The organism is Alicyclobacillus sp. SP_1, from assembly GCF_024706985.1.
GTDB lineage: Bacteria > Bacillota > Bacilli > Alicyclobacillales > Alicyclobacillaceae > Alicyclobacillus_I.
Map to the genome: position 1 here is coordinate 142,875 of NZ_JAMCCX010000061.1, position 21,807 is coordinate 164,681.

The following is a 21,807-nucleotide window of genomic DNA, read 5'->3' on the forward strand; positions in this document are numbered from 1 at the left end:
TTTGAGTCTTCTTGTTCCTTGCTGAAAAGCATGGGTGAGCGGTCCGTCGAATCCCCTTCTAGGGAAGTGAGACTATCAAACGATGGTCAACAATAAGTCCTGAGGTTCCACCGTGTCTCCGGCTTTGCAGTGCAACTCGGCCACCGTGCCGGACTTCGTCGCTCCTAGTTGCACTTCCATCTTCATCGCTTCCGTAATCAACACAATTTGTCCGCGCTCCACCACATCGCCTGGCTGGACGAGGACAGAGACCACAGTGCCCGGCATGCTTGCGCCAACTTCTCCCGGCAATCCGCTCACCTTCAGTCGAGCCTGTGCGCTTTCTGGTACCGTGCGGTCGAGAACGCGGATGTCGCGCGGCTGGCCATTTAACTCATAAAAGACGGTTCGGTATCCGGACGCATCCATTTCACCCACGGACAATAGTTTCACAATGAGCGTCTTCCCCTGCTCTATGGAGACATGTATCTCTTCGCCAGGTTTCATCCCGTAAAAGAAAGTCAACGTATCGAGCGTAGACAAATCTCCAAATTGGCCACGATGTCTGAGGAAGTCGAGCGTCACCTGCGGATACATCACATAGGAGAGCACCTCGCATTCGCTCGGCGCGCGTCCAATGTGCTCTTTCAATGTCTTGGCTTCCTGGGCAAAGTCCACGCTGTCCAGACTTTCCCCAGGACGGCCCGTCAGAGGCGCCCGGCCGCGTAAGACAGCTTGCTGCAGGTCGTTTGGAAAACCGCCATAGGGCTGCCCCATTTTACCTTCAAAAAAGTCGACTACAGACGCTGGGAAGTCAAGGGATTCGGCGCGTTCCATTAAATTGTTCTCATCGAGTCCGTTTTGTACCATGAAGATAGCGAAGTCGCCCACCATTTTTGAAGAAGGAGTCACTTTGACGATGTCTCCTAAGAGACGATTCACCGCCCGGTAGGCCGCTTTGACCTCCGCAAACCGGCTTCGCAGCCCAAGCGCCGTCGCTTGCTCGCGCAAGTTTGTATATTGTCCACCCGGCATCTCGTGCTCGTAAACCTCCGCCGAGGGCGTGATTAATCCGGACTCATATTTGTGGTAATATCGCCGAACGCCTTCCCAGTAGTTGGACAATTGTTGCAATTCCTCCAGCGAGTCGAGAACCCCTCTGGTCGATCCGCTAAGCGCCGCCACCAAGGCATTCCAACTCGGCTGGGATGTGTTTCCGGCAACCGAGGAGATGGCCACATCCACGATGTCAACGCCCGCCTCCGCTGCCATCAGCAAAGTGGCAATACCGTTACCACTCGTGTCGTGTGTGTGCAGGTGAATCGGCAGAGACACGGCTTCTTTGAGTGCATGCACAAGTCGCACTGCCGCCATCGGCTTGAGCAATCCAGCCATATCTTTGATGGCGAGTAGATGGGCGCCCGCGCGTTCCAGTTCTTTCGCCAATTCGACGTAATACGTCAGATTGTACTTCGTTCGCGCCGTGTCGAGAATGTCTCCCGTATAGCAGATGGCAGCTTCGGCAATTTTGCCACATTGACGGACTTCGTCGAGCGCGACGACCATGTTCGGCAGCCAGTTCAAGCTGTCAAAAATGCGAAAGACGTCCATCCCAAGCTCTGCCGCTTGGCGGGTGAACGCCCGCACCGCATTGTCTGGATAGTTTTTGTAACCGACGGCATTGGCTCCGCGCAACAGCATCTGAAACAGTATGTTCGGAATGGCTTCGCGCAGGGCGGCCAGTCGCTCCCACGGATCTTCCTTCAAAAACCGCATACTCGCATCAAAAGTCGCGCCGCCCCAGACTTCCATCGAGAAAAGGTTTCGACCGATGTCCCGAGTCGATGGGGCAATTGTCAGCAAGTCGCGTGTGCGGACTCGTGTCGCGAGCAGAGACTGATGGGCATCTCGAAACGTCGTGTCGGTCAACCACAGGCGACCGTCTGCCTGAATGCTCGAAAGAAATGCCTCGGTACCAAGTCGTTGCCATTCATAGCGCGATCCGCTGGTCATATCGTTCCGGTCCTGCACGCTCGGAATCTCCGCACTGTCCATGTCTGGCTTCGCCTCTGGTCCGACGCCATCGGGGCCATTGACTGTGACCTCGGAAATGTATGAGAGCATCTTAGTGGCGCGGTCTTGGCGAAGCGGAAAGGAGAACAGTTCGGCATGGCTGTCGATGAAATGCACGCTGCACTCGCCGGCAAGAAAGACGGGGTGACGCACGACGTTCGCGAGAAATGGAATGTTGGTCTTGACGCCGCGAATGCGAAACTCTTGAAGGGCACGAAACATTTTTCGTGCGGCCTGTTCAAAGGTGAGTGCAAATGCCGAGACTTTGACGAGCAGAGAATCATAATGAGGAAGTACCCGGGCGCCAGTATAGCCGTTGCCCGTATCCAAACGGATGCCAAATCCAGCTGCGGACCGATAGGTCGCTATGCGTCCAGTGTCCGGCAAAAAACCGTTCAACGGGTCTTCTGTGGTGACTCGACACTGGATGGCCGCGCCGCGAATCTGAATGCTGTCTTGGCCCGAAATGCCGATTTCCGGCGAGTTGAGCGGATGACCCTCGGCGATGCGGATTTGGGCTTGAACGAGATCGATTCCTGTAATAAGTTCTGTTATGGTATGTTCGACCTGAATTCTCGGGTTAACTTCGATAAAATAGAAAGTGCCATCTGGTTGTAACAAAAACTCGACGGTACCTGCATTTTGGTATTGGGCATGTGTCATCAACTGAACGGCAGCGTTGCAGATGGCATCGGACACGTCTCGGGAAAGGCGGGCAGGAGCAATTTCAACAACCTTTTGGTGGCGCCGCTGGATGGAGCAGTCACGCTCGTAGAGGTGGACGAGGTTACCATGCTGGTCGGCGAGAATCTGTACCTCAATGTGTTTCGGGTTTTCCACGTACTTCTCAACGTAGACGTCTGAAGACCCGAATGCGCTTTTTGCTTCGGATGCTGCGCGGGCGTAGGCTTCGGTGAGTTCCTCAGGGTTGTGGACGAGGCGCATGCCGCGACCACCTCCGCCACTGACAGCCTTCAACATCACCGGATAGCCAATGTCTCGACAGAAGATTTCTGCTTCAGCGAGATCGACCGGATGCGAAGTACCGGGCACAACGGGTACGCCAGCTGCGGTGGCGACCTGACGTGCTGCGACTTTGTCGCCAAACATCTGCAGATGGTGCGCTTTTGGACCGATGAAAGTCAGTCCGGACTGGACACAGGCGCGTGCTAAGTCCTCGCTTTCGGAGAGAAAGCCGTAGCCTGGATGAATGGCGTCGCAGTCCGTGTCCAGAGCCACGCGAATGAGGCTGTCAACATCTAAGTATGCTTCGACGGGACCCTTTCCTTGGCCGATGAGATAAGCTTCATCAGCTTTGTAGCGGTGCAGAGAGAGTTGGTCTTCCTCGGTATACACGGCGACCGTGTGAATTCCGAGTTCGGTGCAGGCTCTACAGATGCGAATCGCGATTTCGCTGCGGTTCGCAACCAGGACTTTTTTGAACGCATGCATGCTGGTCACCCCGGGGTTGCTCGTCCTCCAATGTCCATTTGAGAGGGAGTGAGCGAATAGTCTGAGCGCAGGCTGATGAAAATGTCAGAATCTATCAGTGATACAGGTGTTGAGTGATTGCAAGTTATACTATAACACAGTTAGTTTCCGAGTGTTGTTGGGGACGTTCGGTACTTTCGCTGGAAACCGTTTGTCGCCCTGCTTCGACTGAGGCGGGGTGTGGTGTTGTCGGTCACATCATATAGGTGGAGGTTTTTTGATGAATTCCAAGGACGCAGAAGAACTTAGTACGTTGACTAACGCACTCGGCGAGTCGCGCATTCGCGACATAGGGTTGGCACCGCTCGGCCATCAGAAGATTGAATGGGCGTTTTTGCACATGCCAATTCTTCGTCAACTCATGTCAGACATGGAGCGTGACTTGCCGTTTCAAGGCATGCGCATTGGTGTTTGCCTGCACATTGAAGCAAAGACCGCATGCCTTGCGCTCGCGGTGCAGGCTGGCGGTGCCGAGGTTACCATCGTCGCAAGCAATCCGCTTTCGACACAGGATGATGTGGTAGCCGCTTTGGTCGAGCGCGGAATTACCGCCTTTGCTGAAAGAGGAGTCACGCCTGCAGAGTTTACGGACCATTTGCATCGCTTGATAGCCAAGCATCCACAGGCCATCATTGACGATGGCGCGGATTTGACGACGGTGTTGCATCGCCATTATCCGGAGCAGTTGGCCGAGATAGTGGGTGGTTGTGAAGAGACGACCACGGGGATTGTGCGCTTGAAGGCGATGGTGTCTGAAGGGACTTTGGCATACCCGATGATGGCCGTCAATGACGCCTACTGCAAACATTTGTTTGATAACCGCTATGGCACCGGACAGTCGGCTTGGGAAGGTGTGATTCGCGCGACCAACCTGTCCATTGCAGGCAGTGTCGCCGTGGTGGTTGGCTATGGTTTTGTCGGGAAAGGAGTTGCGATGCGAGCTAAAGGCCTGGGTGCACGCGTCATTGTTACAGAAGTTCAGCCGATTCGAGCGATTGAAGCCATCATGGACGGCTTTGAGGTGATGCCTATCGTCGAGGCAGCACGACTTGGAGACTTTTTCATAACCGTTACAGGAAATCGGGATGTCATTGCTGGGGAAGCTTTCGAGGTGATGAAAGACGGAGCAGTGCTCGCGAATGCAGGTCACTTCGATGTGGAGATTTGTAAGCCCGATCTTGCGAAATTAGCGGAGCGCGTAGAAATTGTTCGCCCGAATGTAGAGGCATATCGGTTACGAGACGGCAGAACGTTATATTTGTTGGCAGAAGGGCGTTTGGTCAATCTCATCTGTGCGGACGGGCATCCAGTGGAAGTCATGGACATGACGTTTTCGCTTCAGTTGCTCGGACTTCACCACGTCATCACGAATCGTCCCGCTCCAGGCCTGCACAGCATTCCGCTAGACCTGGATACCCGGGTGGCAAGCATGCGTTTAGCTGCGTGGGGAACTGCTATCGATACGTTGACTCCCGAACAGAAGCTCTATCAAGCCAGCTGGGAATAATGTGGATTCGCACCAGCGAGTTGGTCATCGGTCTGTGAATGTCGTGATGAGGCATGGTTAGCGAGCCTCGCGCAGTGCTTGTACAGATGCCATAGGACATGCCGTGATGAACTTCCATGCAACTCTTATTGAATGATAGTTACTCTAATTATATAATGGGAGGTGGAGTGAGCTTGGCGGTTCATGACCGGAGTAACGGAACATGGGGACGAAGCAAGCTCTGGTTGGTTGCTTGGACTGGTAGAAGGACGGCTCAGGCACACTGCGATGCTCCGTTCGTTCTTGGCCTTAGCTGAGTGCGTGCTGTAATGCTGTGTTTTGGCTTACTTGCCGAAGTGCCAGTAAGCGGGAGGAGTGGACGGATGATGGAGCGCCGACTGTTTGGCAAGACAGGCATGGAAGTCTCGGTCTTAGGTTTTGGTGGTAGCGAAATTGGTTACGAGCACACGTCTTCGGCGACCGTTGATAAACTGCTCGGTGCAGCTATGGATGAAGGCCTCAACGTGGTTGACACTGCGGCCTGCTACGTGGACAGTGAGGAGAAGATTGGAGCTGCCGTAAGACACCACCGCTCACAGTTGTATCTGTTCAGCAAATGTGGCCATGCCAGCGGCCTGCCTTCAGCGGATTGGACACGCGAAACCATTCGTGACAGCATTGACCGTAGTCTGCACAGACTGCGGACGGATTACATTGATTTAATGCAACTCCATACCTGCTCTTCGCAAGTTTTGGCAGACGGGTCTGTGGTAGAAGAGTTAATCCGGGCGAAAGAGGCAGGCAAGGTGCGTTTCATTGGATACAGTGGTGATCATGATACCGCCTTGCAAGCCGTAGAAATGGGTGTGTTTGACGCCTTGCAGACGTCCATCAATATCGCTGACCAGCGTGTTTTGGAGGACGTGCTGCCAGCGGCAGTAGAGCGGCAAATGGGCGTTATCGCAAAGCGCCCCATCGCCAATGCGGCATGGAAGAGCAAGGAGCTCCCGAGCAATTCTTATCATCACGTATACTGGCAACGCCTGCGCGAAATTGATTACGACTTTCTCCACGGAAATTTGGAGGAGGGTGTAGCGACTGCCCTCAGTTTCACTTTGTCCTGTCCGGGAGTGTCTGTGGCCATTGTTGGCACCTCTAACCCCGGGCGTTGGAAGCAAAATGCACTGCTGCTGAACGAACGAAATCTGTCGGAACAGGAATATCGGGCGATTCGTGAACAGTACCTGGCTGTGGCGAAGCCGGACTGGGTAGGTCAGACCTAAGAGACTTTCCCCGAGAACTGAAAAAGTTATCGAGCGTGCTTCAAACGCTAGGGGAACATCCACTTGGCGCTTTCAAGACGTTGGTATAAGTTCTGCGTCATTCAAAAAATGGGGAGTTGTGTAACGAATGATGGAAATCAAGACGGAATCCGAGTTTGTAGAATTTCTAAAGAAGGGTCGAACGGTGGTCGAATGTTATACTACATGGTGTCCGGACTGCCGTCGTGTAGAGCCGTATTTTCCGGAGTGGGAGAAGCGCTACGGCGATAAATTCGAACTGGCAAGAATGAACTGTGAAGAAGTTCCCGAGATTGCTGAGCGCTATGAGGTGCGCGGCATCCCTACATTTTTGGCATTTGAAAACGGCGAACTCGTAACACGTTTGTTTAGCAGAGATGCGAAAAGCAAGGCGCAAGTTGAAACTTTCCTAGACGCTGTTTTTACAGAGATTGGTGTATAAGGCGGAGGCGGATTTTTTCTTACGAAGGTGCAACGGAGGAACTTTTGGGAAAAATAATATATACTATTCCAGTGGTATAACTTTGTTATGGAGGGATTCACGATGTCCATGGAACTTCAGTCGCCAACCGTGTCATTGGCTCGTTTGAATGAACCTGCACCGGTGTTCGAAGCTATCACTACACACGGTAAAATCAAGCTCACGGACTTTCTTGGAAAATGGGTCGTGCTATTCTCGCACCCAGCCGATTTTACTCCGGTTTGTTCGACTGAGTTTGGTTCATTTGCCTCTCGTCAAGCAGAGTTCGCCGATAGAAATGTGCAACTCATCGGTCTGTCCGTGGATGGTGTTCAAGCGCACTTGGCATGGATTCACGACATAGAATCGGTATTTGGTCAGAAAATCTCCTTCCCGGTCATCGCCGATTTGGATATGAAGGTCTCGTCCATGTATGGCATGATTCAGCCCGGGGCGTCGACCACGTCTGCGGTTAGAGCCGTTTTCATCATCGATGACAAAGGGATTTTGCGGGCCATGGTCTATTACCCGATGAACGTTGGTCGCAATATCAGTGAGATTTTGCGAGTGGTTGATGCGCTTCAGACTTCTGACAAACACGGAGTGTCCACTCCGGCAGACTGGACCCCCGGACAGCCAGTGGTTGTCGCTCCGCCTGCCACCGCATCTGCTCTGGAGACCAAGGAAGAAGCAGAAGCTAAGGGATACGATTACAAGCGCTGGTATTTGCGAACGAAGACAATTTGAAAAATCTCGCGAGAGCGTCCTGCTATTTGAATGAAAGAGTCTCTACGCGGAAGGCGCGAGCGCGAGACGGGTGTTCAGGATGCTGCGTCGATGTCCATGCATTTCGCACCGTAGCAGCACAGTTCCGCGAATTTCATCGAGTCGGGAGACGACAGGTCCCTCGACTCGATGTTTTTTTTCACGGTCAATCCATCGGTGCTCAATAGTTGGCTCCGTATGGGACAAAGAGGAAGAACAAGACGAAGATAATCAGGAACACTACGGCCCACTGTGTGTATCCGCCAAAGACGCCGTTCATACTAGACACACCTCCTTGATGGACAAAACACTGGTGTCAAGTCCGATTAATAGACAGGAACTTCTTTGCATACCTGTTGGTATGCGGGGACGAGCAGGAAGAACAGGACGAAAATAATCAAGAACACGACCGCCCAACGAGTATACCCTCCAAATGCTCCCATGGATGTCACCCCCTTTAACACTCCTATAAGATGATTTTTGCCCCCTGAATTGTGTAGGTGCATATCAGTGGCAGCGCCTCTATTTCAAATGGAGTGCTTACAAAGCCTGGCGAAGGTATACATCGACCATGGCTGGGAAAACTATTTAGCATTAAATTCCAATAGGTGGTACAGCTATGAATGTTTTTTCGCGATTGAAGTATCGAAAGCCGCGGGAGGCGCTTTCCAACAAAAATCGGCAAGCTCTTCAAGAAAAAATTCCATCCATGCAATTACAAAAGAGTGTTCTCTCCCATCACTTAGAAACGAATTTGGGCGCATTTGAAAGCATTCTTGGCACCAATGCCGACCTCCTAGTGCGTCGCTTCCTCATCCAAGTCCGCCGTCAAAAGCATCATTGTGGGCTAGTTTATCTGGACGGATCGTCCTCTAAAGCGGACATGAATGAAATTCTTCACGCGCTCATGTTGGATATGGACAGCAGCAAGCAGAGTCGCGACAGTCTCCTCGACATCGTCGTGCAGCAGTGCATTCCGTATGCGGACATTGCGCTGAAAAAGAATTTCTTAGATGCTTCCAACTGGTTACTCTCGGGGAACTCTCTGCTCTTCATCGATGGTTTGAACAGTGCCATCGGCCTCAGTACACAAGCATTTAAGGAGCGAACCATCGCTCAACCTGAGACAGAGCAGGTCATTCAAGGTTCGCGCGAAGGTTTCATTGAGTCCGTTGGTACCAATATGTCGCTTTTGCGCAAGCGACTGAGGTCGAGTGATTTGTCTTTGCAACTGATTCAAATCGGCAGAGTCACCGCAACGAATGTGGTCTATTGCTACATGAAAGGAATCGCTAATGAGAACCTGGTGAAAGAGGTCAAGGAGCGATTGGAACGGGTCGATGTCGATGCACTTTACGGGGCAGGATATCTTGAACAGTTCATTGAAGACGTCCCATTCTCACCGTTTCCACAGGTACAGAACACAGAGCGTCCAGACAAAGCAGTGGCAGCCATGCTGGAGGGCCGAGTGGTCATTCTTGTTGACGGTACTCCATTTGCCCTCATTGTTCCGGCAGTGTTCACACAGTTTTACCAAACCACGGAGGACTATGATACCAGGTTTTTTATGGCCAGCATGATTCGCGGCATTCGCGTCCTGGCGCTGTTGTTTTCGCTGATTTTTCCGTCTTTGTATGTGTCCCTCATCTCGTTCAACCCGGAAATGATTCCGACAAAATTTGCAGTCGCGGTGGCGGGAGGACGAGCTGGGGTACCGTTTCCGGCCATCGCTGAAATTTTCGGGCTGGAGATGATTATGGAAATCTTGCGGGAGGCGACCATCCGCCTCCCGCAGCAGATTGGTGGGGCACTGTCTATTGTGGGCGTTCTCGTCATTGGCCAAGCAGCCGTGCAGGCTGGTTTCGTCAGTCCTATCACCGTCGTGATTGTCGCATTGACCACGATTGGGTCGTTCGCCACGCCCGCCTACAATGCTGCTGTCGCACTCCGCATGCTGCGCTTTCCGCTGATGATTTTGGCTGGTTTGTTTGGTCTTTACGGGGTGATGGTAGGACTCATCCTCATCACGAATCACCTCTGCTCGCTCGAATCCTTCGGGGTTCCGTATCTAAGTCCCGTCATGCCTGGGGATGGTTATGGACTGCGCGATGCGGTGCTTCGTGCCCCTGTCTGGATGATGTGGAAACGGCCGCGCCAACTGCATACGGCAAACCAGAAGCGAATGAATGACCAAAATCCGGCTCAGACCCAAAAAGGTCGAGCGCTGTCTTCCACCTCCTCATCGGCCCGCATTGTTTCGGCTTCCAAAAATCGTTCAAAATCTTAGGAGAAACGTAGATGCAAAAGCCGAAGTCTGTCACTTCTTTGCAACTGACCTTGACCACAGGGACGGCCATCATTGGCGTGGGCATCTTGGCGTTTCCACGGATTGTCGTGGAGTACGTCGATACGGGTGCTCCGATGGCGGCGTTCTTTGCCATTGCCCTAATGGCATTCGGCAGTTTGGTGTTGTGTTACCTCGGGAATGCCTATCCGGAACAAACGCTCTTTGAGTATGCGGACAATCTGCTGGGACGCACCTTCAATCGAATCGTGCTGGCAGTGCTCGGTGTTTATTTCCTCGAACTTACAGCGCTCGCGAGTCGAGAGTTCGGAGAGGTCGTCATCACTTCCGTCCTTCAGCACACGCCGATCACCGTCACCATCATGGTGATGGTTTTGTTGGCCACGGTCTCGACTCGTAATGACATCGGATCGTTCGCGAGAATTTTGTCGTTCTACATGCCGTTGGTCTATTTTCCGGCTCTGGTCATTGTCGTGCTCAGCTTGAAAAGCGCACGGCTAGTGAACATCATGCCAGTCCTCGGCATGTTTCACAGAGGGAGTGGATGGGATGCCGTGATTGCTGTGTTGATTGTTGCGGCACTGTATCAAAACTATTTGGTAGTCGGTCTGCTGTTACCATTTATGTACCGAATTCAGTCCGCGTGGAAAAGCACGCTCATTGGCATGTTTTCTGCGGGTGCTATCTACATCATCATCATGTTCGCCGTGCTATCCGTTTTTGGCTTCGAAGAAATCAAAAATCTCACCTGGCCCACGCTAGAACTGGCAAAAACGGCGGCACTCCCTGCTGCATTTATTGAACGGCTCGATCCGATCTTTCTAGCGGTCTGGGTGACTGCTGTCTTTTGCGCCATTTTCGCGGCCTACTTCATTGCCATCAACGCACTCAGCCATGTCTTTCGGCTGCAAGACCACCGAGCACTCAGTTTGGCTGTGTTTCCGATTATCTTCGAACTTGCTGCACAGCCGAGCAACATTGTAGATCTCTACCGCATTATCAAAACGGTCGGTTTGTCTGGTCTGGTCTTAAGTCTTGGCTATCCATTTCTCTTAGCAGTCCTTCATGTGTTGCGCAGGGCTCATCCCGCGCCGTCTTCTAAGCGAAGGAGGGCCAAGTCGACATGAAGTCAAAACTTCAGCGGTGGATTTTTGCGGTCGTATGTTGTGCGGTGTTTCCTCAGTTGACGGGCTGTTGGGACCGATTGGAGATTGAAGACCGAGGGACGATTTTGGGAATGTCGATCGACCGGGCCAAAGAACCCGTCACGTCTGCTATCACGGGGAAGGCAGCGAAGAGCGAAGTCGATGGATATGACATTGCTGCTCAAGTGGCGATACCTGGGCGAATTCCTCTTGGACCGGGAGAAGGAACGTCAGGCGGTGGCAAAGATCAACCCATCTGGGTTGTTCACGCGGTCGGGCGAACCGTGGACGATGCGGTGAATGTGTTGCAGCAAAAATTGGCGGACCGTATATTTTTCGGACATTTGCGTGCCATCGTCATCAGTCGCGATTTAGCTGAGTCTCCGGGAGTGCATGACATCCAGGATTTCTTTCGTCGCAATGCCGAAATTCGGCGATTGGCTTGGTTGATGATTTCTGACGGCCGGGCCGAAGAGGTCATGCAATTGCAGTCGAAATTGGAGCGCGTGCCAACGCTGTATTTGGTTGGAACGATGGACCATGCTGTGCAATTAGGAAAGCTACCGAATATGTTCCTCGGGAACTACTGGTCAGCTTCCTCCTCGAAAGGAGAGGACGCTGTACTGCCGTTTGTTGCGGTCAAAGACAAGGAGAGGTTGGACTTAAAAGGGCTCGCCATCTTTCGTCGAGAAAAGATGGTCGGCACCCTGAATACACTCGAGACAGCCGCCTTCATGGAGATGACCGGCGAACGAAAAGCCGGGTTTGGCGTTTCTGTACCGTTGCCGGGGCAGGCAAATCGCAGTGCTATTGTCCGCGGTGTAGACCGTAAAGCTGTCGTCAAATTGCATTTTGTTCACGGCAAACCAACGATTGACGTGTATTCTTACGTCGAAGGAAACATTGAAGAATTGACCGGGCATCAGCCGCTGACGACTGTTATCCCCGGGGTAGAGCGAGAAATTTCTAAAGACCTCGAAGAAAATCAGGAAAAATTGGCGCACAAGATGCAGACTCTGCACGCCGACGTCTTTGGATATGGTGAGTATGTTCGCGGATATGCACCGCATTATTGGAATACCTGCATTGTGGCCAAACACAAGCAATGGGATGACGTCTTCTCGACCATTCCGATTCACGTACACTGTCAACTGTACATTCGCCGTGCTGGGATGAGCATCACCTGAGCGCCCTGCGGGGTGCAGACCATGGGCCATAACACGTTGGTTGTCCCACTCGGATTCAGGTGAACCAGAGCAAGAACTGAAAGAAAGCATACAGACAGCTACCGCCGATGATATAGATGCGGGCAATGATTCTTGTCAGCAAAAACTCTCTCCGATATTCCGGAACTACTTTGTATCTCCGTGTGTCGATGACGTGAATCAAAATCCCTGTAAAGATGAAGGTCAAAATATCGGTTCGAAGGTGAGTCAAGATGAGGAGACGCAATGTCCAGTCCATCAGTGCCTGTTCGTCCTCTCAAAAGTTTTAGGGAATGGGTGCAAAAGTACTGGATGAGCGACCTCATTTCGTCTATACTCATAAAACAAACAATTAACATCGGAAAAGGTGGTTATTGAATGGGAGTTGCGATGGTCGGGATTCTCACGCTCTACACGGGTCTGTTGCTAATTCTCGGACGGATTTCTCGGCGCAAGACGGGCAGTGCGTCGCAATATTTGGATGGTGGCCGTCGCTTCGGCTTTTGGCACGTATTTTTGCTGATGACCGCCATGTGGGGGTCGAGTATGTTCGTCGTCGAGATTGACAGTGGTTATCTGAACGGACTGTCGGCCGTCTGGTTTGGAGCATCCACGATTGCAATGTCCGTTTTCGTCGCCGTTTTTCTCTTAAAGCCTTTTCGCAAAATTGGATATCTGACGAATTCCAATCTGATTGGCCGACAGTACGGGGAGCGAGCTCGGGATGTCTCGGCATTGGTCATTGGACTTACATTTCCCATCTTCGCCATGGGAAATGTACTGTCTGCTGCATCTTTTCTCCACGCCACATTGGGCTGGAGCTTGCCTGTTGTCTTGATTGCCACGACTGTGCTCGTCATTGTGTACGTCTGGGCTGGCGGCATCTGGTCGCTTGCCTATACCCAAATTGCGAATTTGGTGCTTCTTGTTGTGGGACTTCTGGTGGCGACTTTTTTTGTCTTTCGTGCAGGTTGGAATGGCCATCCCGTTCTCCCCCAGCACGTGGCGCATGTTGCACATTTCTCGGGGATTTTTGGAATCGGATCCGCCACGATTGTTCTCTGGTTTGTCATGAGTTTGCTCAACTCTGTTTCGGCTCAGGCGGAATTTCAAACCATTGCGTCCGTGCGCGAAGCTCGCGTAGGTCAAAAGGCGGTCTACTGGTCTGCACTGGTTCTGATTCCTTTTGCGGTTATCCCCACGTTGTTTGGAACGGCGGCGCGCGGCTACTTACCGCACATGAAAGGTGGACTCTTGGCCTTCCCTCTTTATTTGCGGGAAATCGCGCCGGACTGGGCGGTCGTCTTAGTTGCGCTTGGATTCTTTGCATCGGCCCTCATCTGGTGTGCCCCCCTGATGTTCTCTGGCGCTTCTTCGTTTGGATTAGACTTTTTAACGTCCGCGAAACGACCTCGGCCTGCGCAGCGGATCCGCACGTTGACACGCTTTTCACTGATTCTCCAGGGTCTGCTCATGGTCATTTATGCATTGCTCCGACCAGAGGAAATTGCCTGGTGGCACGTTTTTGGTCTGACGTTTCGCAATGCGGTGATTGTCGGCCCGACCATCACGTTTCTGCTGTGGCCAGTGGTCCGGCCGCGCGTTGTCGTAGCATCCATGGTGACTGGTGCTGGCAGTGGACTGCTCTGGAACGCACTGACGGATTTCTCGGCAACGAAGTTCGTCTTTGGATTGAATCCCATGTGGGTCGGAACGGGACTGTCGCTGATGGTACTGATGGCAGGAACGCTCCTAGTCGAGCGGAGAAATCTATGTATCAGCGTAATGGGCAAGCGCCGTTCGTTGGGGTGGTTTGCGCTCGCCATGACGCTGGTCTTCCTCGGGTTTGTGCCCATTCTGCTCCATTCCACGCTGTCGTCGTTGGTCGGAGCAGATGCTTTTATGGCGACGCTCAGTGCATTTTTTACAACGATGGCCTTTGTCGATGTGCGCAGCCCAATGCAACTGATGAGCGATGTGACGGTCGAGGCTATGGTCGATCCGGTCGTGCCATCGGGCACAGCGCGTAAGGATGAAGAGCAACTGGCATGACCGAGTGACTCGGAGCAGCAGCTTCGTGCATCATGTCCACCATCCATCGGTCCTCAACCCAAGATGCCATGGGAAACCGTGGCATCTTCTGCATCTGGTGAGAGATTATGTCGCACTCTGTCGTCGACAATTGGTAGGACAATCGGTATACTAGCTTCTCGTAAGCGTATTTCCCATTCCTTTGCGGTAAAGGAGCGAGTAAGGCGTGACCGAATCGTGGTCGACGAGTGTTCGGCGCTTCCTGAAGTACTGCGTCACCGGTGTCTTAAATACCGGAGTGTCCTACGTGGTATTCAGTTTTTTGGTGTTTTTGGGAGTGGGTTCTGCCGCGGCGTTGGCGGCAGGCTATGTTTGCGGTATGGCAACTTCCTATGTCCTCAATGCCAGATGGACTTTTCAGACATCTGCTAAACACACTTGGCAGTTGGTCAAATTCATCGGGATCAACGTAGGGGTACTCATTTTTAGTGAGGGCTGTCTGCGCTTGATTTCTCACCACGTGATAGCCTCTCCTTACTTGGCTCAAGCGCTGAATCTGATTCCGACGACGCTGGTCGGTTTTTATGTGAATCGAAAATACGTTTTTACAAAGCGCACTGCTGACGACGCATCTCCATCGGATTGGCGTCGTGTGGTTCGCTACGCCTTCATTGCGCTGGCCATGGTTGTCGCTCAGAGGGTCATTGTGGCTGCTGGGGAAATTCACGGTGCAAGTCACACGAAATATGCGTGGACTTGGTACCGCGTCTTCGTCATTGACATGATTCATTGGGACGCAGGCTGGTATCTAGAGATTGCTCGGCATGGTTATGTGCGATTGACTGAGACCGCTTTCTGGCCTCTCTATCCTTGGTTTATTCGTTGGTTTCACGAGGGAACGGGCATTGGATACGACGTGTCTGCCATCGTGCTCTCGGCTATCTCGTTTTTTCTGGCCATCTGGTTTTTCCTGCTCTGGATAGACGAATCCCTCGGAGCAAAGGCTGCGATTTCTGGCGGACTTCTATTCGTGTTTTACCCTACGTCATTTTATTTTGATGCGGCTTACACGGAATCCCTCTTCACACTATTCGCCATATTGGCGGTTTATACATCACGGCGCGGCCATTTATTTTGGGCAAACGTCTGGACCGCTTTGGCCACATTGACGAGAAATACCGGGGGTCTATTGGGCTTTATACTCTTTTTTGATTACGTGCAGAAGAAACAACTAGGATGGAAATTTTGGACGAGAACGTGGTGGCGAAAGTTGAGCTGGCGAGCCGTCTATTTTTTAATTCCTGCGGCTACGCTGGTGGTATATTGCTATCGATTGAAGCGCCAGTTTGGCATGTGGACTCCATTTCTCTATGCGGAACATCATCACTGGCACCGCCACTATCTTGCTCCGTGGATATGCATTGAGCGGACGGTTCAATTTCTCATTCATCCGAAGACGACCATCATGTCTCAGGAGTACATTCAGTTTGAAGTAGCCGCCTTTGTCGCGGTGGTGGTCCTAGTCGGATTTACTCTAGGTTACATGCTGTGGCGTCGCCAGGCTGCGTATATCGGATGGTTTCTCTATGTTCTGTCCGTAGGATTTATCACTTCGAGTGAACCCTCTGTAAATATTCCGGATTATCTGGTTTCCTTGCCGCGTTACGTCTTGATGTTGTTTCCTGCTTTCGGAATTGTCGGCAAGGTTCTCCGTTCGGTCACTCTCTGCGCATTCATTGCTTTGTTGTTCGCTGTCGTCTTATTCTGGAAAAGTGGAGTGTTTTATCGAGGGATATGGATTGCCTGATAGGTGCCCACTGTCTTCGCGAGGGGACTATCACCATTGCGAAGTCCGAGAAAGAAGCTTTGTGAGAGGAGCAAGAGCACGATGAATCGGATGGCCAATTCGCCCATCGCTTCGAACTACGAATCGTCTGCCATGTCTGCCAATGCTCATCGCCATCCTTACGTTTCCGTCGTTGTTCCGGCATTCAACGAAGAAGGTTCGATAGAAGCGACGTATCGCCGTTTGACGGACGTTCTAACGGGTTTAGAAGTGCGCTATGAACTTATCTTTGTGAATGATGGGTCGACAGACAACACGCTCGACCTTTTGGAGCGAGCGGCCACTGCCGATCCTTGTGTGAAAATTGTCGATTTTTCCCGCAACTTTGGGCATCAAATTGCGGTGACCGCGGGGATTGACCATGCTCGCGGAGATGTGGTCGTGCTGATTGATGCAGACCTTCAAGATCCCCCTGAGTTAATCGCCGAATTTTTGGATAAGTGGCGGGAAGGCTATGATGTGGTCTATGCCATCCGCCAACGCCGCGAAGGTGAGACCTGGTTCAAGCGAGTCACAGCCCATTGGTTCTATCGTGTCTTGAGGAGCATGACGGACATTGACATCCCGCTCGACACAGGTGACTTTCGCTTGATGAGTCGAGACGTTGCGACGACGTTGTCGCGCATTCGCGAGCGGCATCGCTTTTTGAGAGGCATGATTTCGTGGATTGGCTATCGCCAAGTGGGTATTCCGTATCAGCGCGCGGAGCGCTTCGCAGGAGACTCAAAATATCCACTGCGCAAGATGATCAAATTCTCGGTAGACGGCATCACGTCGTTTTCTTTCCGCCCCTTACAATTTGCGACGCAAGCTGGTTTGGTGGTCGCGGTTTGCGGATTTCTCGGTATCTTTTTCGTCCTCTTTGAGAAGCTCTTTACCCACGATACCATTACCGGCTGGGCATCTTTAATGGTCGTGGTCCTCTTTCTCGGAGGTATTCAACTGCTGATGCTGGGCATCTTAGGTGAATACATCGGGCGAATCTACGATGAGGTTCGTGGTCGACCTATGTACATCGTGCGGCAGACGAAAAATTTTGAGGCGGATACGTCTGAGACGACGATGAGCTCAGGTCTGGCAGGACAAGCCGATACGCACGTCGTACGGGAATGGCGACGCGACCTATGAATGCACCCTTAGTCTGTGAAGAAAAATAGTTTGCAAAACGGTCATGATTTGTGTCCAATTTTGTCACATGTCTGATAAGATACACAGTATTCGCGGGCGGTTGTCCCGCCGAACGCTGGAGTCTATAGAGACCGGCGCGAATGGTGAGAGCTGCTTTGTGAAACTATAGGGGGTATGGGAAGGGGAGATTTTTGTATGGCATCGGGTGTAGTTGGCCATCAGGGTGAGAAGTGGACAGGGACGGACGGCTGGCTCTTTTGGTCTTTCGGGCTGGGAATGTTGCTCGAAAACTATATTTTTTCGATAGCTCCGATTGCTACCGGTTGGGTTCATGTTCCGAAGTATCTTGACTCTTTGCTGCTGTCATGGGCGCCCATTTGGCTCATTATTGGAATTATCATTTTTGGCCCGATAGCAGACCGGTACGGACGGAAATCGACTTTTTACCTGACGATGGGTCTATACGCAGTCGGCGGAATCATCTTAATTTTTTCGACGACCTACCTTGTGCTTCTCATCTCACTCGCACTGTTGTTGCTAGCTTCTGGTGGCGAGATGAACACCATCATGGTTGCCTCACACGAGATGATGCCAGCGATGCATCGCGGCAAGACCATGATGATGGAACTTAACTTCATCAATCTGGGAGCTTTCTTGGTGGGTATTCTCGGAGTTGTTTCATCGGCGTGGAGTTCGTCACACGCTTTCCAGAAGGGAACCGTAGGCGTTGCCATTTTGATTGTCTTGTTCGTCCTCTTCTTGGCTCGTACGCGGACACCAGAATCGCTGAGGTGGTTGGTCCGTCGCGGACAGACGGAAAGAGCACACGCGGAGGCGGTGCGATACTATGGCGAAGAACAAGGAATGATTCGGCTGACGCCAGTGCAGGAGCGGGTGGTCACGGCACCCCAATCCAATCGCAAGCGGGTTTCTCTATCCATTCGTTTTTTGGTGACTTTGACGACAGCGTTTGCTGGTTCTGCTGGTTTTGGTCTCATGACGTACACGCTTGGCCCCAACTTCTTTCCTAAGTTGACGTCACTCATCATCTTAATCGCGGGTGGAACAGGGTTCATTTCCGGATTCTTCGGACTCTGGGCGGACCGTCTCAGTCGCAAAAATCTTCTTCTGACTGGGTATCTCGGGACATTCTTGGTGACTGTGCTCATCTATTTCACGGTCGGGACGTGGAGCAAGAGCATTGCATTTTTCATGATTTTGCTGGTCGTGTTGAACGTTTTCGTCAACATTGGATATCTCACCGAAGACGCGCTCAAAGGGGAAGTCTGGCCGACGGCTCGAAGAGGCACATACACAGCCATCGTTCGCTTCATTTCCATCGGGTTCTACATTCCGGTCATCTACATTTCCGGTGCGGCAAGTCTCAAAGGTAACATGATTTTAAACATCGGCATATGGGCCATTGGCCTGATTGGAGCCTTGGTCTGGTTGGCAAAAGGAATTGAGACTGGCAAAGGCGTGTCAATTGAAGAAGCATCCCTTGAGAATTGACGGTAAAAGCTGTGTTTTCTGTTTGATGCATCCACCTTTGTTAACGGCTCGGAGTTGTACACGACTGCATCGCTGTGCAAAGTCATCGATAGTCAGTCGCCCTTATTCCTATCGAGAATCGCCCCCAAGCAGGGGCGATTTTTGTATGCGTTCTAATCTCTCGTATTAATACGGTGAGCCTGTTGAGCGTCGCAATTAGGAGAAGCTAACTGGATGTCGCCGTGCTTAAAAATCGCACAAAACATTTACTTTAGCTTCACGCTATCTTTACATTTCCCCATTATGATACGCAGTGTCAGGATCTTCATCATCATTGCTTCCTTATATCAGCTATGCCGAGGGTACTCTGCAAAATGCATTCGTATGGACCAGACAGGGGAGGTGGATGATTCACGCGGGCGTGTTCGTCCGTGGTGAATCGGTAGAAGAATGGCCCAAAGCGGGAATGTGGTAGATGCGCTGAATGATGCGCCGCTCGGACTCTTTCATTTGCGAGCAGTTATTACAGCAGGATTAGGTTTTTTCACAGACGCGTATGACTTATTCATTATTGGCGCAGCACTCGCACTTATTAAGACGCAGTGGCATCTGACAAGTACGGAAATAGGTTGGGTTGGTAGTGCGACGCTCATCGCGACGTTTGTTGGAGCTTTCGTGTTTGGCCGTTTGGCCGATGTGTATGGTCGTAAGAAGTTATATGGATTAGAAGCGTTGATTATGGGAATTGGAGCGATTCTCTGCGCATTTGCCCCAAACGTCATCTGGCTGATTATCTTTCGCGTGGTCATGGGCCTGGGTATTGGCGGAGACTATCCGGTCAGTGTGGTCATTATGTCTGAGTTCTCGAACACAAAAGACCGTGGTAAGACGGTCGGTATGGTATTCTCGATGCAAGCTATCGGTACGGTTGTAGGACCGATGGTGGCTATCGCTCTCATTGGAGCCGGTGTCCCACATGACTTGGCGTGGCGCTGGATGCTGGGTCTGGGAGCGATTCCTGCTTTGTTCGTCATCTATCTGCGCCGCACCTTGCCAGAGTCTCCGCGTTACGAAGCACAAGTGCGTGGACGTGAGTCAGAAGCGGTCAAGAGCATTCGTGACTATTCCAACGGTGCGGTCAATCCATCCGTCGGTTCCGCTCGCGTGGAGCGCATGACCTTTGGGCAGTTTATCAGCAATCCACGATATCTTCTCCTGTTGCTGGGTACAGCTGGTTCTTGGTTTGTGTTCGACTATGCGTACTATGGCAACACGATATCGACAAATGCCATCCTGAAGCTTGTCTCCCCGCACATGTCACTGATTCAATCGGAGTCCCTGTCACTTCTTATCTTTGCCATTGCGGCTGTTCCGGGATACATTCTCGCCTTTGTGTCCATGGATAGAATAGGACACAAGCGACTTCAACTGATAGGGTTCTTCGTCATGGGATTGATGTTCTTGTTGATTGGTGTCGTGCCTGGCGTGGCCAGTTCCTTGGCTCCCTTCATCATCCTTTACGGTATCAGCTACTTCTTCGCGGAGTTTGGGCCGAATACGACGACCTTCGTCATGGCCGCAGAGGTTTATCCGGTATCGATGCGAACGACCGGTCATGGTATGTCCGCAGGATTTGCCAAAATCGGTGCCTTTATCGGAGTCTTCCTCTTCCCGGTCCTGAGCGGTGCGCTGGGTCTGAAAGGGACGCTCGACATTACGTTCGTCTTCGCGCTCGCTGGTGTCTTGTTGACGCTTGTCTTGCCGGAGCCTGCAGGTAAGTCGATGGAGAGTATCTCCCACCAGTCTGAGACTGCGCCCGTTGCTAAGACGATTTCACCCGGAGCGTAAGACGAATAACAAGAAGTCTACGTCTGCACCTGTGCGGTACAAGTGCTTCCTAAAAGTCTTCGACAACACATCGACTCAGAAGAAGCCCTCTGCTCTAAGAGGGCTTCTTCTTTTAGATAGCATGAGAGTTTCTCGCCGTGCGTCGTCAGTTTGGTGCTCCTAGAGAACAGAGGTAAAATAAGAGTACGTCAAAGGGAGTGATCGTTTCATGCCAAACAACGTCCAGATAAGACTTGCCAGTCGCCCGAAAGGTATGCCGACCGAAGAAACATTTTCTGTGGTGGAAGCGCAAGTACCAACACCAGGACCGGGCGAAGTGTTGGTCAAGACTCTCTATCTTTCCGTAGATCCGTACATGCGTGGCAGAATGAGCGACGCGAAATCGTACGTCCCTCCGTTTGTCGTTGGAGATGTGTTGACGGGCGGTGTGGTTGGGCAGGTTGTGGAGTCGCACAACGACAAGTTTCATGTCGGTGAATTTGTGCTCGGGGAGTTGGGTTGGCAACATTACAATCTTAGTTCCGGACGACTCACGAAGCTCAATGCAGACCTAGCTCCGCTGACCGCGTACTTAGGGGTCTTGGGGATGCCTGGAATGACTGCTTATTTTGGACTGCTGGACATCGGTCGACCCAAAGCGGGGGAGACCGTGGTGGTTTCCGGTGCGGCGGGTGCGGTCGGGAGTCTTGTTGGGCAGATTGCCAAGTTGAAAGGCTGTCGAGTGGTTGGTATAGCGGGATCGGACGATAAAAATCGCTATCTTGAGTCGGAATTGGGTTTCGACGCAACGATCAACTACAAGACGGTGGATTCACTTCGCAAGGCAGTCGCTGCAGCTTGCCCGGAAGGCGTCGATGTCTATTTTGACAATGTGGGTGGCGACATCACAGATGCAGTGTTTCTTCACTTGAACGACTTCTCCAGAGTCGCTTTGTGCGGACAGATTGCTGGGTACAATGCGGAGAAAGTGGAAATGGGTCCGAGGCTACTGTCACAGTTGCTGATTCATCGAGTGCTTCTTAAAGGTTTCATTGTCAGCGACTACCATGCGGATTACGGCAAAGCCGCAGTCGAGATGGCAGGATGGCTAAAGGAAGGCAAGTTGAAGTACAAAGAGACCATTGTGGATGGGCTTGAGCATGCACCCCAAGCTTTTCTTGGTCTGTTCCGGGGCGACAACATTGGGAAGCAGTTGGTGCGCGTTGCTATGCCGGAGTGAATGTCGGTCATGGGCGTAGCCTGACATCCCGAAA

General features: G+C 51.9%; 15 protein-coding genes. 13 read left to right on the forward strand and 2 right to left on the reverse strand.

Annotated features, from left to right (window positions below; translation table 11 throughout):
* Nucleotides 1-75 precede the first annotated feature (75 nt).
* Nucleotides 76-3,504, reverse strand: a complete 3,429-nt coding sequence (locus tag M4I36_RS13785; RefSeq protein ID WP_258112328.1) for a pyruvate carboxylase — start codon at nt 3,502-3,504, stop codon at nt 76-78.
* Between the two features lie 259 nt (nt 3,505-3,763).
* Between M4I36_RS13785 and M4I36_RS13790 the strand changes: the two genes are divergently transcribed.
* The 7 genes from M4I36_RS13790 to M4I36_RS13820 all read left to right on the forward strand — a co-directional run bounded on the left by M4I36_RS13790 (nt 3,764) and on the right by M4I36_RS13820 (nt 12,192).
* On the forward strand, nt 3,764-5,050 hold the full coding sequence (locus M4I36_RS13790) for an adenosylhomocysteinase (RefSeq protein WP_258112329.1): 1,287 nt from the start codon (nt 3,764-3,766) through the stop codon (nt 5,048-5,050).
* 365 nt (nt 5,051-5,415) lie between these two features.
* On the forward strand, nt 5,416-6,312 hold the full coding sequence (locus tag M4I36_RS13795) for an aldo/keto reductase (protein WP_258112353.1): 897 nt from the start codon (nt 5,416-5,418) through the stop codon (nt 6,310-6,312).
* A 127-nt stretch (nt 6,313-6,439) separates the two neighbouring features.
* On the forward strand, nt 6,440-6,772 hold the full coding sequence (locus M4I36_RS13800) for a thioredoxin family protein (RefSeq protein ID WP_258112330.1): 333 nt from the start codon (nt 6,440-6,442) through the stop codon (nt 6,770-6,772).
* Nucleotides 6,773-6,874: 102 nt separating this feature from the next.
* Nucleotides 6,875-7,537, forward strand: coding sequence for a peroxiredoxin (locus M4I36_RS13805; RefSeq protein WP_258112331.1), 663 nt, complete (start codon nt 6,875-6,877; stop codon nt 7,535-7,537).
* A gap of 637 nt (nt 7,538-8,174) precedes the next feature.
* Nucleotides 8,175-9,842, forward strand: a complete 1,668-nt coding sequence (locus M4I36_RS13810; RefSeq protein WP_258112332.1) for a spore germination protein — start codon at nt 8,175-8,177, stop codon at nt 9,840-9,842.
* 11 nt (nt 9,843-9,853) lie between these two features.
* Nucleotides 9,854-10,987, forward strand: coding sequence for a GerAB/ArcD/ProY family transporter (locus tag M4I36_RS13815; RefSeq protein WP_258112333.1), 1,134 nt, complete (start codon nt 9,854-9,856; stop codon nt 10,985-10,987).
* Nucleotides 10,984-12,192 carry a Ger(x)C family spore germination protein gene (locus M4I36_RS13820; RefSeq protein WP_258112334.1) on the forward strand — a complete coding sequence of 403 codons (1,209 nt, stop codon included), beginning with the start codon at nt 10,984-10,986 and terminating at the stop codon, nt 12,190-12,192. Before M4I36_RS13815 ends, M4I36_RS13820 begins: the two co-directional genes overlap by 4 nt.
* A 55-nt stretch (nt 12,193-12,247) precedes the next feature.
* Here the strand turns inward: M4I36_RS13820 and M4I36_RS13825 are convergent, their stop codons facing one another.
* The gene (locus M4I36_RS13825) at nt 12,248-12,469 is read right to left on the reverse strand and encodes a hypothetical protein (RefSeq protein ID WP_258112335.1); all 222 of its coding nucleotides are present in this window, start codon (nt 12,467-12,469) and stop codon (nt 12,248-12,250) included.
* 119 nt (nt 12,470-12,588) lie between these two features.
* Here M4I36_RS13825 and M4I36_RS13830 point away from each other — a divergent pair, with 119 nt between their 5' ends.
* The 6 genes from M4I36_RS13830 to M4I36_RS13855 all read left to right on the forward strand — a co-directional run bounded on the left by M4I36_RS13830 (nt 12,589) and on the right by M4I36_RS13855 (nt 21,773).
* The gene (locus tag M4I36_RS13830; RefSeq protein ID WP_258112336.1) at nt 12,589-14,262 is read left to right on the forward strand and encodes a sodium:solute symporter family protein; all 1,674 of its coding nucleotides are present in this window, start codon (nt 12,589-12,591) and stop codon (nt 14,260-14,262) included.
* A 205-nt stretch (nt 14,263-14,467) separates the two neighbouring features.
* Nucleotides 14,468-16,048, forward strand: a complete 1,581-nt coding sequence (locus M4I36_RS13835; RefSeq protein WP_258112337.1) for a GtrA family protein — start codon at nt 14,468-14,470, stop codon at nt 16,046-16,048.
* Between the two features lie 132 nt (nt 16,049-16,180).
* Nucleotides 16,181-17,215 (forward strand): glycosyltransferase family 2 protein, encoded by a 1,035-nt coding sequence (locus M4I36_RS13840; protein ID WP_258112354.1) that lies wholly within the window; start codon nt 16,181-16,183, stop codon nt 17,213-17,215.
* A 195-nt stretch (nt 17,216-17,410) separates the two neighbouring features.
* Nucleotides 17,411-18,727 carry an MFS transporter gene (locus tag M4I36_RS13845; RefSeq protein WP_258112338.1) on the forward strand — a complete coding sequence of 439 codons (1,317 nt, stop codon included), beginning with the start codon at nt 17,411-17,413 and terminating at the stop codon, nt 18,725-18,727.
* A gap of 429 nt (nt 18,728-19,156) precedes the next feature.
* Nucleotides 19,157-20,554, forward strand: a complete 1,398-nt coding sequence (locus M4I36_RS13850) for an MFS transporter (protein WP_258112339.1) — start codon at nt 19,157-19,159, stop codon at nt 20,552-20,554.
* A gap of 208 nt (nt 20,555-20,762) precedes the next feature.
* Nucleotides 20,763-21,773 carry an NADP-dependent oxidoreductase gene (locus tag M4I36_RS13855; protein WP_258112340.1) on the forward strand — a complete coding sequence of 337 codons (1,011 nt, stop codon included), beginning with the start codon at nt 20,763-20,765 and terminating at the stop codon, nt 21,771-21,773.
* The last annotated feature ends 34 nt before the right edge of the window (nt 21,774-21,807 follow it).

Coding starts and splice junctions, on each gene's coding strand:
- M4I36_RS13785 (WP_258112328.1), bottom strand. CDS start 3,504: ATGCATGCGTTCAAAAAAGTCCTGGTTGCGAACCGCAGCGAAATCGCG.
- M4I36_RS13790 (WP_258112329.1), top strand. CDS start 3,764: ATGAATTCCAAGGACGCAGAAGAACTTAGTACGTTGACTAACGCACTC.
- M4I36_RS13795 (WP_258112353.1), top strand. CDS start 5,416: ATGGAGCGCCGACTGTTTGGCAAGACAGGCATGGAAGTCTCGGTCTTA.
- M4I36_RS13800 (WP_258112330.1), top strand. CDS start 6,440: ATGATGGAAATCAAGACGGAATCCGAGTTTGTAGAATTTCTAAAGAAG.
- M4I36_RS13805 (WP_258112331.1), top strand. CDS start 6,875: ATGTCCATGGAACTTCAGTCGCCAACCGTGTCATTGGCTCGTTTGAAT.
- M4I36_RS13810 (WP_258112332.1), top strand. CDS start 8,175: ATGAATGTTTTTTCGCGATTGAAGTATCGAAAGCCGCGGGAGGCGCTT.
- M4I36_RS13815 (WP_258112333.1), top strand. CDS start 9,854: ATGCAAAAGCCGAAGTCTGTCACTTCTTTGCAACTGACCTTGACCACA.
- M4I36_RS13820 (WP_258112334.1), top strand. CDS start 10,984: ATGAAGTCAAAACTTCAGCGGTGGATTTTTGCGGTCGTATGTTGTGCG.
- M4I36_RS13825 (WP_258112335.1), bottom strand. CDS start 12,469: ATGGACTGGACATTGCGTCTCCTCATCTTGACTCACCTTCGAACCGAT.
- M4I36_RS13830 (WP_258112336.1), top strand. CDS start 12,589: ATGGGAGTTGCGATGGTCGGGATTCTCACGCTCTACACGGGTCTGTTG.
- M4I36_RS13840 (WP_258112354.1), top strand. CDS start 16,181: ATGTCTGCCAATGCTCATCGCCATCCTTACGTTTCCGTCGTTGTTCCG.
- M4I36_RS13845 (WP_258112338.1), top strand. CDS start 17,411: ATGGCATCGGGTGTAGTTGGCCATCAGGGTGAGAAGTGGACAGGGACG.
- M4I36_RS13850 (WP_258112339.1), top strand. CDS start 19,157: ATGGCCCAAAGCGGGAATGTGGTAGATGCGCTGAATGATGCGCCGCTC.
- M4I36_RS13855 (WP_258112340.1), top strand. CDS start 20,763: ATGCCAAACAACGTCCAGATAAGACTTGCCAGTCGCCCGAAAGGTATG.